Genomic DNA, 12,787 nt, shown 5'->3' with positions numbered 1-12,787 from the left:
GCGTATTACCCCTGCCCTTCATCTATGATTTCTTCTTTTACAGAAAGTCTTTGCGCGACAGTCTCAGGCTGAACGGCAGATAAGATGACATGGTCACTGTCCATAATGACAACAGCACGGGTTCTTCTTCCGTATGTAGCATCTATGAGCATGCCTCGATCTCTTGCGTCTTGTATCATTCGTTTAATCGGTGCTGATTCCGGACTGACGATCGAAATCATCCGATTCGCTGAAATGATGTTTCCAAATCCGATATTGATCAACTTTATGGTCATCTTCTTTCGTCCCCCTGTAATATAAACGTCTCTAGTCTCGCCGAAAGAGACGCACTGTAAACAGCATACACAATGACTATTCTATATTTTGCACTTGTTCTTTTATTTTTTCAATAGCACTTTTCATTTCAACCACCAGCTTTGTTAAATGGTGATGGTTCGCTTTTGATCCAATGGTGTTCACTTCACGGTTGAGCTCCTGTACAAGGAAGTCAAGTTTTCGGCCGGCAGCACCGCCTTGCAGCAAGATTTGCTGAAACTGCTGAAAATGACTTTTTAATCTCGTAATCTCTTCTGTAATGTCACACCGGTCAGCAAAGATGGCTGCCTCTGTAGTCAGTCTGCTCTCGTCAAGCGCCTCTCCGATCCATTCTTGCAATCGCTGATTCAATCGTTCTTTGTACTGACTCACAACCTCTGGTGCAAAGACTTTGATTTCTTCTGTATAGGCCTCTAGTTCAGAAAGCCTCAGTTCACAGTCTTTTTGAAGGGATGCTCCCTCTTGCTCTCTCATGAAGCAAAGCTCCTTGACAGCAGCCTCGCAAGCTTCCATCAGCAGCTGCTCTAACTGTTCATTTCGGCTGGCTGACTCTTCCACCTGAACGGCAAGCTCCAGCCCCAGTAAGTCATGTGCATGCTGAATGCCTGAAATGTGATAGCGTTCCTCGAGGTCTTTTGCGGCTTTCATGTATTCATCAAGCAGCGGCCAGTCGATCTGTAAGGACCGGCTTGCTAGTTTACCGCCTTCAATCGTGACAAACAGCTCAATTCTACCGCGCTGCACGTGACGAAGAATGATCTTTTTTAATGTATCTTCCAAATATAAAAGCGGCCTCGGCAAACGGGCATGAACCTCTTTAAAACGGTGATTGACCGATTTTAGCTCAACTGACACTGTCAGTTCTCCATCCGTTTTACTCGCTTGGCCGAATCCCGTCATACTGCGTATCATGTCAAAACACCCAATTCTTTCATATTAATAAAATGAAAAAGGTAATAGCAGACACTATTACCTCAAAATTATACCATAATCAATTATTTTTTTCTTGTCAAAAGTGATCCTGCCAGTAAAAAAGTTGGCAGTGCAGACATCCCGATGATCAGCAGCCAATCAATCGGTGCAACCGCGACCGTTTTGAAAATCGGCTGAAGCGGCGGGTAATAAATGACCACAAGCATGAGCAAAAGTGATGACAAAACCGCACCGATCAAATAAAGGTTCCCAAATGGATTACGTTCAAAAATGGACCGTTCACTGCGGCAGTCAAATACATGAATGAGCTGCGCCAAAACAAGCGTACTAAATGCGACAGTCTGTGCATATTGCAGGTTGTTTGGATCGCGGTGATACACAAATATAAATGCCAAAAGGGTCGCAAGTCCGATGAGGAAGCCTCTTGAAATGACCTTCCAGCCAAGCCCTCTAGCAAAAATGCCCTCTTTCACATTCCGCGGCTTTCTCTTCATGACATCGCCTTCTGGCTTATCCATGCCAAGTGCCATAGCCGGCAGACCATCTGTGACAAGGTTTACCCATAAGATTTGTATAGGAACGAGCGGCAGCGGCAGCGCGAGCAGCATCGCAAACAGCATGACCAAAATTTCTCCGACATTTGATGCCAGCAAATAACGGACAAACTTACGAATGTTTTCATAAATATTCCGGCCCTCTTTAATGGCGGATTTTATGGTCGCAAAGTTGTCGTCAAGTAAAATAAGAGAAGACGCTTCTTTGGCTACGTCTGTTCCAGTGATGCCCATGGAGATGCCGATATCTGCTTGTTTAATGGCAGGCGCATCATTGACCCCATCACCTGTCATCGCCACAACATGCCCATTTTTTTGATAGGCTTTGACAATTCTCAGTTTATGCTCAGGGGAAACCCGGGCAAAGACGTATACATTTTCAGCCATTTGCTCAAGCTCTTTGTCGCTCATCTGATCAAGCGCTTTCCCATCGAGCACCTGTCCTTGCTTTGGTAAAAGACTCAAGTCTTTGGCGATCGCTTTGGCCGTTTCTACGTGGTCGCCTGTAATCATGACCGTTTTAATCCCGGCATCCCGGCACTCTTTAATCGCTCGTCTGACTTCAGGACGCGGTGGATCGATCATACCCTCTAACCCGATAAATGTTAAATCGGTTTCAGCCTGCTTTACAGAGGTGATTTTTTCTGTCAGACCGACTTTTTTATACGCAATGGCAATGGTTCTAAGCGCCTGTCTTGCCAACCCTTGAATCGCAGCTTCTGCTTCTTGCCTGTGAGTCGCTGAAAAAGAAGCTGTGCGTCCGCCGTGCATGATATGACTTGAACGGTTCATTAGTACATCCGGCGCACCTTTTGCAATGACATACCGCTCTTTTTGATTCGTTTCAACGACGACTGACATCATCTTTCTTTCTGAGTCAAAAGGAAACTCCTCAATGACATGAAATCCAGCTTCAATGAATTGCTCTGTAAAACCCGCTTTACGTGCTGCGGTAAGAAGCGCCCCCTCTGTCGGATCGCCATCAAGCCTCATCTCCCCGTCTTTTTCAACGATGGTCGATGTATTACAAAGCGCCCCGTATAATAACACCTTTTGCAGGCTTGGGTGCTTGTCGGCATGGACGATTTCTCCGTTTAAGGTAAAGTCACCGGATGGCTCGTAGCCTGTGCCAGAAATATTCCACGTTTTCCCCTCTGCCCATACATGAGTCACGGTCATTTTATTTTGCGTCATCGTTCCTGTTTTATCTGAGCAAATGATTGACGCGCAGCCGAGTGTTTCCACAGCCGGGAGCTTTCTGACAATCGATTTCTGTTTGATCATCCGCTGCACTCCTAGGGAAAGTGCGACAGTGACAATCGCCGGCAGTCCTTCTGGAATTGCCGCAACAGCAAGAGATACTCCCGCTAGGAACATATGATACAATTCATGTCCTTGCACAACACCGAGAACCACTACGAGCACCGTTAAAAATAAAGCAGCCACAATCAGAATTTTCCCGAGCTGCTCGAGACGCCTTTGCAGCGGCGTTTCCATATTACCTGCTGCATCCAGCATACCGGCAATTTGTCCCATTGCCGTATTCATTCCTGTACCAATGACAACCCCTACGCCGCTTCCTCTAGTAACAAGCGTCCCCATAAAGGCCATGTTCGTCAAATCTCCAAGTGAGACATGGCTGCTTGAAAGAGGACTTGCGTGTTTGACCGCTGGGATAGACTCGCCAGTGAGAGCGGACTCCTCAATTTCTAAGCTCTTTGTTTCTAGTAATCTAATATCTGCCCCAATCCGGTCTCCGCTTGAAAATTTCACAATATCCCCTGGCACGAGATGTTTAGACGGGATCTTGACCCATTCATTATTTCTCCTTGCATATACATGCGGAGTTGATAATTCTTTTAACGCTTGAAGGGATTTTTCCGCCCGGCGCTCTTGATAAAAGCCGAGTACACCATTAATCAAAACAATGGCTACAATCGCAACAGCATCAATGTATTCTCCTAAAAAGGCAGAAATGATTGTTGCTGCAAGCAAGATTAACACCATGAAATCTTTAAACTGTGCTAAAAAAATGATCAGAGCCGACGCCTTTTTTCCTTCCTGCAATTCATTTGGCCCGTGTTTTTCAAGCCGCTTTTGTACATCTTTTTCTGACAGTCCGTCACCTATCGATGTATTCATTGTTTTTAATAAATCGGTTTGGTTCAGTTCATGCCAATTCATTTGACCTCGTCCACTCCTCTTTTGTTCTCTCTCATATGCAGTGTTCTATAAGCCAGTTTATTCAGACTCGTCCTAAATCATGCTATAATAATAAGACTGCCTAAAGAACGAGAAAACGGAAGTTCTTTCAGTAGATTTGTGCGAAAGAAGAGGGTGTATCCAACATGTCATTTGACGGCATTTTTACATATGGTATGACAAATGAATTGCAAGAGACATTAACTGGCGGGAGGATTTCTAAAATCCATCAGCCATATAAGCACGAGCTGATATTTCATATTCGGGCAAACGGGAAAAATCATAAGCTCCTTTTATCGGCTCATCCGAGCTATGCGAGAGTGCAGCTCACTGAGCATCAATACGACAATCCAAGCGAGCCGCCAATGTTTTGTATGCTCCTCAGAAAGCATCTTGAGGGCGGCTTCATTGAACGTTTTGAACAGATTGGATTTGACCGGGTGATCGTGCTTCATGTAAGAAGCAGAAATGAAATTGGCGATGAGCAGACGCGTAAGCTTTACATTGAAATCATGGGACGTCATAGTAATTTCATTCTGGTAGAGGATGGAACGCAGCAGATCATTGATGGTTTGAAACACCTTTCTCCATCTGTGAACAGCTATCGAACGGTGCTTCCTGGTCACGAATACCTTCTGCCGCCTGCGCAGCAAAAATTGAATCCTTTTGACGTGACAAAGGATGATATTTTGAAGCATTTACGCTTTCAAGAAGGAAAGATCGCAAATCAAATTGTCGATACCTTCTCTGGGGTTTCCCCGCTGTTTGCAAAGGAAGTTGTACACCGGGCCGGTCTTGCCAATCAAGAAACGATTCCAAATACACTGCTCGACATGTTTCAGCTCATTCGCATGCATTCTTTTACACCGCAGCTCACAAGAAAAGACGGAAAAGAGTATTTTTATTTATTAGAGCTTCAGCATGTCCATGGCGAGATGAAGACATTCGACTCACTCAGCCAGCTGCTTGACCGCTTTTATTTTGGAAAAGCTGAGAGAGATAGAGTCAAACAGCAGGCAGCGGACCTTGAACGGTTTGTCGTAAATGAAAAAAAGAAAAATGAAAACAAACTGAAAAAGCTAAAAAGAACCCTTGAAGAATCTCAAGATGCACACAAATATCAGCTCTATGGTGAGCTGTTAACAGCCAATTTATATGCGATTAAAAAAGGGGATAAAGAAGCGACTGTCATCAATTATTACGATGAAGACGGCGGAGAAATCACGATTCCGCTCAAAACAAACAAAACCCCTTCTGAAAATGCCCAGGCATATTTTACAAAATATCAAAAGGCAAAAAATGCTGTAGAAGCTGTAAATGAACAAATTAAGCGGACACATGAAGAAATTGCTTATTTTGAAGAGCTGATTCAGCAGCTGTCCTCTGCTTCACCGAAGGATTTAGAGGAAATGAGAGAAGAGCTTGTTGAAGGAAAATATTTGCGCGCCAAACAAAAGCGTCTCGCCAAAAAGAAAAAACCGGCGGCCATTCAGCTCGAAACGTATGAATCATCCCAAGGCATACCAATTTTAGTCGGAAAAAACAACAAACAAAACGAGTATTTGACTACAAAGGCAGCTGCTCGTGATGATATTTGGCTGCATACAAAGGATATTCCTGGATCACATGTCGTCATCCGTCACCAAGCACCTGATGAACAAACCCTGCTTGAAGCGGCTCAAATTGCCGCCTATTTTTCAAAGGCAAAAGAGTCCAGCTCCGTACCTGTCGACTATACAAAAATCCGGCATGTGAAAAAACCAAACGGAGCAAAGCCTGGCTTTGTTACGTATGATCAGCAGCAAACATTATTTGTCACGCCTGACGAAGATCTTGTGCTCAAGCTGAGAAAATAAATAAAAAAGCCGAGAAAATCTCCTGTAAGGATTTTATCGGCTTTTTCTTTGTCGTTTTTTTCTTTCGATGTAAAGGGCATCAAGTGCGTCAATATCCTCTTGTTCAAGCAAGGATTCAATTGCCGCAGCCAGCTGTTTTGTCCGGGCGGGGCTTGCACCGCTTGTAGAGACTGAAATCGTCACTTTTCCTGCTTTGACAACCTTCGGCACCATCACATTACCGAGCTCAGATTGGCTCACACAATTCACGAGCTGGTGAGGCTGCGCTGTTTGTGCAATCCATTCATTTACCGAAGGGTCGTTTGTAGCAGCTACAATGAAAAACGCATCCTTCAAATCTTCAGCGCCCACCTTCTTTTCCTTCCAATTCAATGCGTATGTATCAATGAGGCACGCCATCTCTTCAGAAAGATCAGGACTCACAACAGTTATATGGCAAGACTCCGTACACAATGCCTTTGCTCTTCTTAATGCGACAGATCCGCCGCCGGCGATGACCACTTGTTTATTGGTTAAATCAAGATGGACTGGAAGCATGGCTTTCTCCTCGGAAACGAAACGCATCGTCTTTGTTTAAAATGGTTTCTTGCACGCGTTCAATATAAGCCGCTTTGACATGCGGATGAAAGCCAATATACCGGCATACCCGGACATCTTTCAGCCGCTTTCTCGCCTGAGCGGCTTCACTTTCAATTTCTTTCATTAAAATCCCCGTAAACAGTAAGTAAGGAACGATATAAACAGGCCCATCGTCATCTTCTGATAACTGCGCGAGAACATCTCGATAATTTGGCTCACATGCTGTAATAAAACACGGAAGAACCTCTGCATGCGGAAGCAGGCTTCGGACATCGTCTGCAATGCCAAACACATCTCGCTTCACCTCCGGATCAGAACTCCCGCGGCCAATTAAAAGAATCCGCGCGCGCTCGCCTTGATATCCTGCTTCTTTAATTCTTGCGGCAACCGCTTTTGTTACTTCTTGATTCACCCCGATCGGCTTTCCATATGTGACCTTCACTTGCGGGAAACGCGCGCGCACTTTCTCAATTTCGACCGGGATATCCGATTTGGCATGCATGGCAGTTAAAAGGAGGAGCGGGACGATTGCAATGTGTGTCGCTCCTTTTTTCACACAGGCCTCAAATCCTTCTTCTATAGAAGGATCCGTCAGCTCTAAAAAACAAATTTCTTGTATATCTGCTTTCACTAACGGCATACAGCTTTTCATAAAAGAAATGGCCTTATCTTGTGCTTCTTTCACCCTGCTTCCATGCCCAACATAAAGGACAGCTTGTTTCATGCGGCTCCTCCCTCTCACTTGTTTTCATCAGACGAAAAGACACGATGTATGCACGTGTCTTTTCTCTACCATTCTCATTTCTCGATTAATGCGGGTTCAAACCAGTTCAGCTTTTGATGAAAATGAACGACATCTCCAACAACAATTAAACTTGGATGCTCGATCCCTTCTTTTTCAACAGTTTCAGACAGTGTCGCAACCGTGCAGCAAGTTGTCTTTTGCCTCGATGTGGTTCCCCAGTGTATAAATGCAGCGGGTGTTTCTGGGTCCCGTCCATTTTTTAAAAGCAGGCGCTGCACTCTTTCCACGTTTTTGACACCCATGTAAATCACAAGAGTATCAATCCCTGTAGCCAGCGCCTCCCACTTTTCTTCAAAATGTTCATCCTTTTGATAGTGGCCCGTGACAAAAGCAACATTTGAGCTGAATTCACGATGTGTCACAGGGATGCCCGCATAAGCAGCCGCTGCAATCCCAGAAGTAATTCCTGGGACGACCTCATACGGAATTCCGTGCTCAGCTAAGCATTCGATTTCTTCACCGCCGCGGCCAAAGACAAAGGGGTCGCCGCCTTTCAGCCGAACGACAACGTTCCCTTCCTTTGCATGAGCCACAAGCGCTTCATTGATGGCTTCCTGCCTCATTGTATGATGATTTGGCAGCTTGCCGCAATAAATCAATTCCGCCTCCGGTTTGGCATGGGCGAGAATTTCTTGATTGACAAGACGATCATATAAGATGACATCTGCCTGCTGTATCGCCTTATGGGCCTTTAATGTGATTAAATCTGGGTCACCGGGTCCAGCACCCACAATGTATACTTTCCCCATCTTGCTTTTCTCCCCCTGCCATCAGGCGATTATTTCGTTGTTCCTTTTACATAATCAACAAGACGCTGTTTAGATTCCTCACGGGATAATTCCCCTGTATCTAATACGAGCTCAGGCGCAGCGGGCTCTTCATACGGTGAATCGATTCCAGTGAAAAACGGAATTTCACCGTTTCTGGCCTTTTTATATAACCCTTTTGGATCACGCTCTTCACACACGTTCAAATCACATTTGACAAACACTTCGTGAAATTCTCCATCTTCGACTAACTGTCTAACAATGTGGCGGTCTTCTTGAAATGGAGAAATAAAAGCAGTGATGACAATCGTTCCTTGCTCCACAAATAATTTCGCCACTTCTCCGATTCGGCGGATGTTTTCTTTTCTATCATCATCTGAAAACCCTAGATCTTTATTGAGTCCGTGCCGCACATTATCACCATCAAGCACTGTGACTTGGTAGCCTTGTTCAAACAGCTCTCTAGCGGCTGCATTTGCGATTGTTGATTTGCCTGACCCGCTTAGACCTGTAAGCCAGATAATGCCGCTCGTATGATTGTTTTTCTGTTGATATTCTTTTTTTGTAATAGATGAATCGTGCCACACGATATGTTCGTTGCTCATGTCATACCCCTCCCATTAAGATACCGTCGTTTTTAATCCTTCAATTAATGTTTCAATAACTTCTTTTCGGCTGAACGTACTTGGTGGTAATTCACCGTTTCTCAGCATTGTTCGAACCTTTGTACCTGAAAGAATGACATGCTCGCTTTTGTCGTGAGGACACGTTTTTGGTGTGGCCATCGCTTCACATGTATTACAGTAGAAGCTGTGTTCAAATTTTAATGGCGTAATGCCGATTTCTTCGCTTGTAAATTGATCAAAGAGTTCCTGCGCCTCGTATGTGCCGTAATAGTCACCAACACCTGCATGATCTCTTCCGACAATAAAATGGGTGCAGCCATAATTTTTCCGTACTAGCGCATGAAAAATGGCTTCCTTTGGTCCAGCATAACGCATTGCAGCAGGAAAAACACCTAAAAAGACGCGGTCTTTTGGATAATAACCGTCCAATAACACTTGATAGCTTTTCATTCTTACATCTGCCGGGATGTCGTCAGATTTTGTTTCACCGACAAGCGGATTTAAAAATAAACCATCGACTGTTTCCAATGCTGTTTTTTGAATATATTCATGGGCACGATGAACCGGGTTTCTCGTTTGGAAACCAACAATGGTCTTCCAGCCGTTTTCTTTAAAATGACGTCTTGTTTCTTCTGGCTCATACGTAAATTGAGGGAATGGTTTTTCACTGCGTTTCGTCAGTGTAATTTTTCCGCCAATGTAAGTATCGCCGCGTTCAAATAATTTTTTCACGCCTGGATGATTGCGGTCATCTGTTTTATAGACATTCACCGCTTCTTTTTCCTTATCTGGTGTGTATTGATCCTCTACTTCAATGACCCCATATACAGTTCCATTGTAGGATAAGCGCACGATATCGCCTTGATGGATTTCCGCCGCCTTTTCTTTTGTCACTGGCAGTGTAATAGGAAGAGACCAAACGACACCACTTGCTAGCCGCATACTGCTTACAACTGCTTCATAATCAGCTTTTGTTAAAAACCCTTCAATTGGACTATATCCGCCAATTGCAATGAGTTCAAGGTCTGCAAAGGAAATCGCATCTAGTTCAATTTCCTTCGCAGCCGTGCTGAGATCATATTCTTCATTTACTCGATTAATTAATACGCCACCATGTGGTGTTAAACTCATTTGTTCATCTTCCTCTCAATGTTCATATTTATTAGATGTTAATAGTCGGATTTATGGTTAAATCCCGCCGCCCTGTTCATGAATAGAGCTGCTTTCATTTTTGACTGCTTTCATCAGACTCAGCGCACCAAGTGAGGCAAGCAGTACACTCATCATGATAAAGATAGAGTAATAGTCTCCTTTTAAGAAAAGGCTCACAAGCAAATACGATAGGCTGAGTGATAAGAAAGGTGAGACCACCCATACTTTCAGCATTTTTTTCACAACATGTTTGTGAAAAATGTTAGGCCCGCCTTTTGCCATTCCAAGCCCGATAATAGACGAGGAGGTGATTTGCGTAAGTGGAACGGGCAGCCCAAAAATAGAGCTGACGATGACAAGCCCGGCACCGGTACTCGAAAGTAAAATCCCTTCGCCTGTTTGATAGCGGGTAATTTTCTTTCCGTTTGTTTCCAGTACTCTTCTGCCTAGCAAGAGGGCCCCTGCTGCGACGAAGATTCCGCCGTAAAGTGTTCCCTGCCCAACTGACAAAACGCCTGAAGCGACGAGCGGGCCGACGGCATTTGCCACATTGTTCATACCGGCTGAAAATGCCTCTAAAAATCCGCTGAGAATTAATACGACAGATAAAATAGCTGTGCCTTTTTTAGACAGTTTTCGTTTAGGGAACATTCTGATGATTTTGACGACAGTAAAGGTAAACAGAAAGGCGAAAAGCGGGATGATGACCCAAAATGTCACAATCACTAAAATGGATTTCACAAACAATACTTTATACGCGACTGCCACACCAACCACAGCCCCTACTGTGACCTCGCTTGTTGATAAAGGAATCGCCATCAGATTTGCTATGAAAAGTGATAGTGCAGCAGAAGCAATGATAATACAAACGATTTCAAGTGTAATGACTGATTCTGGCATAATACCAGAGCTGATCGTTTTGACGACCTCACCGCCGCCAATCACTGAACCTGCTAAAATCCCAACTGCACAAAAACTGAGCGCATAAATGGGCTTTTGAATGGCACCTGATCCATACGCAATGCCCATAGAAGCAGCTGCTCCGCTTGCGCCTATGTTTAAAGCAAAGAATAGACTAAATAAAATTGCGGCGATTTCCATACATTATGCTCCCTTACTCATGTAATCCGCACTCTGTCTTTGCTGTGCCTGACCATCTGCCAGAACGCAGATCATCTGCAGTAAATGCTGGCTGTGTACACGGTGCACAGCCGATACTTGGATATCCTTGGTCATGCAGCGGATTATAAGTAAGTTCCTCTCTAGATGCATATCTCCATATGTCCTTCCACGTCCAATGGATGAGCGGACATACTTTCACTGATTTGAATTTTTCATCCTTATTTAAGAAATTCGTCCCTGCTCGTTTTGGTGACTGCTCTCTTCTTAAACCAGAAAGCCATGCTGGATAACCAGATAAGGCTTCTTGCAAAGGAATGACCTTACGCATATGGCAGCAGCTTTGAGGATCTGTTTTCCATAATTGATCACCGTGCTGCTCATTTTGCTGTTCAACCGTCAGCTCAGGCGTTTTCAGTACAATATCTAAGCCCGGATATCTTTCCTTTACCGCATCAATTGTGTCGTAAGTTTCTTTAAAATGCAGACCTGTATCTAAAAAGACAATTCTCGCATCTTTTTTTACTTTTGCAATCAGATCAATTAGAACAATGCCCTCAATCCCAAAGCTGCACGCATATACGAGCTGGTCACCATAATGACCGTACGCCCATTTCAGTACAGACAGGGCTCCTTTATACAAATCATCCTCTTGAAATGTAATGGACGGCTCTTGCCAATTTTCATAAGTTAACATGATTTCTCCCCTTCCGGAGTACCGCTCATATTGCTATTTTCCGCACTACTTTAATCTAATTTTTTCGTTTTTTTCCACTTGAATCACTTGACCGTCCTGAACAATTAACGTAATTGAACCGAATTTCATATCCCCAATCAGTTCTTGCATATGCTTTACTAAGTCCTCATCCTGATTTTGTTTCACTTCCATCTCCTCTTCCTCCTCACCGTTAAAATAAAAAAACTTTCTTTCAGTCCGAAAGAAAGATGAGGAAGCTCACAATTTCCTTATCTTTCAAAATAGAATCATTTTGCAGGAAGTAGCACCTTGCGAATCGCAGGTTGCCGGGTTTCATCGGGCCAGTCCCTCCACCTCTCTGGATAAGAGTTTCAATTTGTCTTAAATATTAACACAATTCAAACAAAAGTCAACCCGACTTTATTGATAGGATTAGTTTTTATTAAAATTTGAGTCTATTTTACTATTTTTACCCAAATAAAAAAGCCGTGCGGGCAGGCACAGCTTTAAAATTGTTAACGATGGACTTTGACTTTTCAGACCGTTTCTTCCATCCAAGATTCAGAGGAAGGGTCTTGTCTCCAGCGTTTTAGTTTGTTCATCGCAGACGGCTCAATCGCTTTCAGTTCAAGTGCCACGTCTGTCAATGTGTCATAGTCTGTCAGGGTGACAAATGGAATATTTTTTTCTTGAAAAGCGGCCGCTGCTTTTGGCAGTCCGTATGTGAAGATTGCGGCAACTCCTAGTACCTCGCAGCCCTCAGCTTGAAGAGCAGCAACCACTTCCAGCACACTGCCTCCTGTGGAAATAAGGTCTTCGACGACGACAACCTTTTGGCCTTTCGATACGGCCCCTTCAATTTGATTTCCTTTGCCGTGTGCTTTCGGCTTACTTCTGACATAACACATCGGGATGTTCAAGCGGTCTGCTGCTAATGCCGCATGCGGAATGCCTGCTGTTGCAGTACCCGCGACAACCTCTGCTCCCTTGAAATGAGTGAGAATCAAATCTTTTAGACCTTCCGCAATGTCGTGTCTGACTTCTGGATATGATAATGTGAGGCGGTTATCACAATAGATCGGTGATTTTATACCGCTCGCCCATGTAAACGGTTCGTCTGGTTTTAATGAGACCGCTTTGATTTGTAATAGATGTTTCGCGATTTTTGATTTCATCTGGCAG

The 12,787-nt window shown here is 44.1% G+C and carries 13 protein-coding genes and 1 riboswitch; of the genes, 1 reads left to right on the top strand and 12 read right to left on the bottom strand.

Annotated elements, in window-relative coordinates:
- Positions 1–5 precede the first annotated feature (5 nt).
- From remA to ASE42_RS08510, 3 genes are all read right to left on the bottom strand, one after another.
- A complete protein-coding gene (gene remA / locus ASE42_RS08520; RefSeq protein ID WP_008344898.1) occupies positions 6–275 on the bottom strand; it encodes an extracellular matrix/biofilm regulator RemA in 270 nt (89 codons plus the stop codon).
- Positions 276–351: 76 nt separating this feature from the next.
- Positions 352–1,227, bottom strand: a complete 876-nt coding sequence (locus ASE42_RS08515) for a YicC/YloC family endoribonuclease (protein ID WP_056766401.1) — start codon at positions 1,225–1,227, stop codon at positions 352–354.
- A gap of 83 nt (positions 1,228–1,310) precedes the next feature.
- Entirely contained in the window at positions 1,311–3,986 is a 2,676-nt protein-coding gene (locus ASE42_RS08510; RefSeq protein WP_056766399.1) for a calcium-translocating P-type ATPase, SERCA-type, read from the bottom strand.
- A 164-nt stretch (positions 3,987–4,150) separates the two neighbouring features.
- Here ASE42_RS08510 and ASE42_RS08505 point away from each other — a divergent pair, with 164 nt between their 5' ends.
- Positions 4,151–5,860, top strand: a complete 1,710-nt coding sequence (locus tag ASE42_RS08505; RefSeq protein ID WP_024426952.1) for an NFACT family protein — start codon at positions 4,151–4,153, stop codon at positions 5,858–5,860.
- Between the two features lie 33 nt (positions 5,861–5,893).
- On the opposite strand, the gene ASE42_RS08500 is transcribed toward ASE42_RS08505, so the two are convergent.
- The 9 genes from ASE42_RS08500 to pyrE all read right to left on the bottom strand — a co-directional run bounded on the left by ASE42_RS08500 (position 5,894) and on the right by pyrE (position 12,780).
- On the bottom strand, positions 5,894–6,397 hold the full coding sequence (locus ASE42_RS08500; protein ID WP_056766398.1) for a bifunctional precorrin-2 dehydrogenase/sirohydrochlorin ferrochelatase: 504 nt from the start codon (positions 6,395–6,397) through the stop codon (positions 5,894–5,896).
- The gene (locus ASE42_RS08495) at positions 6,378–7,163 is read right to left on the bottom strand and encodes a sirohydrochlorin chelatase (RefSeq protein ID WP_056766396.1); all 786 of its coding nucleotides are present in this window, start codon (positions 7,161–7,163) and stop codon (positions 6,378–6,380) included. Before ASE42_RS08495 ends, ASE42_RS08500 begins: the two co-directional genes overlap by 20 nt.
- A 74-nt stretch (positions 7,164–7,237) precedes the next feature.
- A complete protein-coding gene (gene cobA / locus ASE42_RS08490; RefSeq protein ID WP_025092552.1) occupies positions 7,238–7,993 on the bottom strand; it encodes a uroporphyrinogen-III C-methyltransferase in 756 nt (251 codons plus the stop codon).
- Between the two features lie 29 nt (positions 7,994–8,022).
- Positions 8,023–8,616, bottom strand: a complete 594-nt coding sequence (gene cysC, locus ASE42_RS08485; RefSeq protein WP_044330722.1) for an adenylyl-sulfate kinase — start codon at positions 8,614–8,616, stop codon at positions 8,023–8,025.
- A gap of 15 nt (positions 8,617–8,631) precedes the next feature.
- Positions 8,632–9,768 carry a sulfate adenylyltransferase gene (sat, locus tag ASE42_RS08480; RefSeq protein WP_024424222.1) on the bottom strand — a complete coding sequence of 379 codons (1,137 nt, stop codon included), beginning with the start codon at positions 9,766–9,768 and terminating at the stop codon, positions 8,632–8,634.
- A 57-nt stretch (positions 9,769–9,825) separates the two neighbouring features.
- Complete coding sequence (locus ASE42_RS08475) at positions 9,826–10,890, bottom strand: inorganic phosphate transporter (protein WP_056766393.1); 1,065 nt, start codon at positions 10,888–10,890, stop codon at positions 9,826–9,828.
- A 13-nt stretch (positions 10,891–10,903) separates the two neighbouring features.
- Positions 10,904–11,605 (bottom strand): phosphoadenylyl-sulfate reductase, encoded by a 702-nt coding sequence (locus ASE42_RS08470; protein WP_024424224.1) that lies wholly within the window; start codon positions 11,603–11,605, stop codon positions 10,904–10,906.
- 45 nt (positions 11,606–11,650) lie between these two features.
- Positions 11,651–11,755, bottom strand: a complete 105-nt coding sequence (locus ASE42_RS18565; protein ID WP_369810469.1) for a DUF2292 domain-containing protein — start codon at positions 11,753–11,755, stop codon at positions 11,651–11,653.
- Positions 11,756–11,871: 116 nt separating this feature from the next.
- A riboswitch (SAM riboswitch) is annotated at positions 11,872–11,974 on the bottom strand.
- Between the two features lie 167 nt (positions 11,975–12,141).
- On the bottom strand, positions 12,142–12,780 hold the full coding sequence (gene pyrE / locus ASE42_RS08465; protein ID WP_041108925.1) for an orotate phosphoribosyltransferase: 639 nt from the start codon (positions 12,778–12,780) through the stop codon (positions 12,142–12,144).
- Between the last annotated feature and the right edge of the window lie 7 nt (positions 12,781–12,787).

The sequence above is a fragment of the Bacillus sp. Root920 genome (assembly GCF_001429445.1).
Lineage (GTDB): Bacteria > Bacillota > Bacilli > Bacillales > Bacillaceae > Bacillus > Bacillus safensis.
Note: the sequence above shows the minus strand (reverse complement) of the source record. Positions and strands in the feature narration are given on the sequence as shown.

Coding starts and splice junctions, on each gene's coding strand:
- remA (WP_008344898.1), bottom strand. CDS start 275: ATGACCATAAAGTTGATCAATATCGGATTTGGAAACATCATTTCAGCG.
- ASE42_RS08515 (WP_056766401.1), bottom strand. CDS start 1,227: ATGATACGCAGTATGACGGGATTCGGCCAAGCGAGTAAAACGGATGGA.
- ASE42_RS08510 (WP_056766399.1), bottom strand. CDS start 3,986: ATGAATTGGCATGAACTGAACCAAACCGATTTATTAAAAACAATGAAT.
- ASE42_RS08505 (WP_024426952.1), top strand. CDS start 4,151: ATGTCATTTGACGGCATTTTTACATATGGTATGACAAATGAATTGCAA.
- ASE42_RS08500 (WP_056766398.1), bottom strand. CDS start 6,397: ATGCTTCCAGTCCATCTTGATTTAACCAATAAACAAGTGGTCATCGCC.
- ASE42_RS08495 (WP_056766396.1), bottom strand. CDS start 7,163: ATGAAACAAGCTGTCCTTTATGTTGGGCATGGAAGCAGGGTGAAAGAA.
- cobA (WP_025092552.1), bottom strand. CDS start 7,993: ATGGGGAAAGTATACATTGTGGGTGCTGGACCCGGTGACCCAGATTTA.
- cysC (WP_044330722.1), bottom strand. CDS start 8,616: ATGAGCAACGAACATATCGTGTGGCACGATTCATCTATTACAAAAAAA.
- sat (WP_024424222.1), bottom strand. CDS start 9,768: ATGAGTTTAACACCACATGGTGGCGTATTAATTAATCGAGTAAATGAA.
- ASE42_RS08475 (WP_056766393.1), bottom strand. CDS start 10,890: ATGGAAATCGCCGCAATTTTATTTAGTCTATTCTTTGCTTTAAACATA.
- ASE42_RS08470 (WP_024424224.1), bottom strand. CDS start 11,605: ATGTTAACTTATGAAAATTGGCAAGAGCCGTCCATTACATTTCAAGAG.
- ASE42_RS18565 (WP_369810469.1), bottom strand. CDS start 11,755: ATGCAAGAACTGATTGGGGATATGAAATTCGGTTCAATTACGTTAATT.
- pyrE (WP_041108925.1), bottom strand. CDS start 12,780: ATGAAATCAAAAATCGCGAAACATCTATTACAAATCAAAGCGGTCTCA.